The following is a 411-nucleotide window of genomic DNA, read 5'->3' as shown; positions in this document are numbered from 1 at the left end:
GTGCGACACGCCGAGGGAGGCGTGTGTTTGCAAGGGGTTTGGCGTTGTTTTGTGTTGCCGGTTTGCGTGTTCGCGTGGTGTCGTGTATGTTTATCTCTTGCTGCCCGGCGCGGTGGTGCTTCCCTTCGGGGTTGGCCTCGTGTTGGTGTGTCGGTGGTTTGAGAACTCAAGAGTGTGTTTGTACTACTTCTTTATAGTCAATGATTGCCAGTTTGTTCCGAGCCCGGCTTTTGTGGTTGGGTCCTTGGTTGGTTGAATCGGAATGAGGTTTTTGTGGGATGGTTCCTGCCTTATGGAACTGTCCTGTCTTTTTCTTTTGGAGAGTCTGTTTTCGGATTGTCCTTCATGTTTTTTGTGGAGGGTTCGATTCTGGCTCAGGATGAACGCTGGCGGCGTGCTTAACACATGCAA

1 protein-coding gene is annotated in these 411 nt (G+C 51.1%); it reads right to left on the bottom strand.

What is annotated here, in order from left to right; genetic code table 11:
• Window positions 1–183: 183 nt before the first annotated feature.
• The coding region (locus EHS19_RS11165; RefSeq protein WP_206666373.1) for a hypothetical protein at window positions 184–411 on the bottom strand (228 nt) is incomplete at its 5' end.

Origin of the sequence: Bifidobacterium jacchi (assembly GCF_009078285.1) — a bacterium.
Lineage (GTDB): Bacteria > Actinomycetota > Actinomycetes > Actinomycetales > Bifidobacteriaceae > Bifidobacterium > Bifidobacterium jacchi.
The sequence above is the reverse complement of the archived record's forward strand: the minus strand, read 5'-3'. Positions and strand labels throughout refer to the sequence as shown.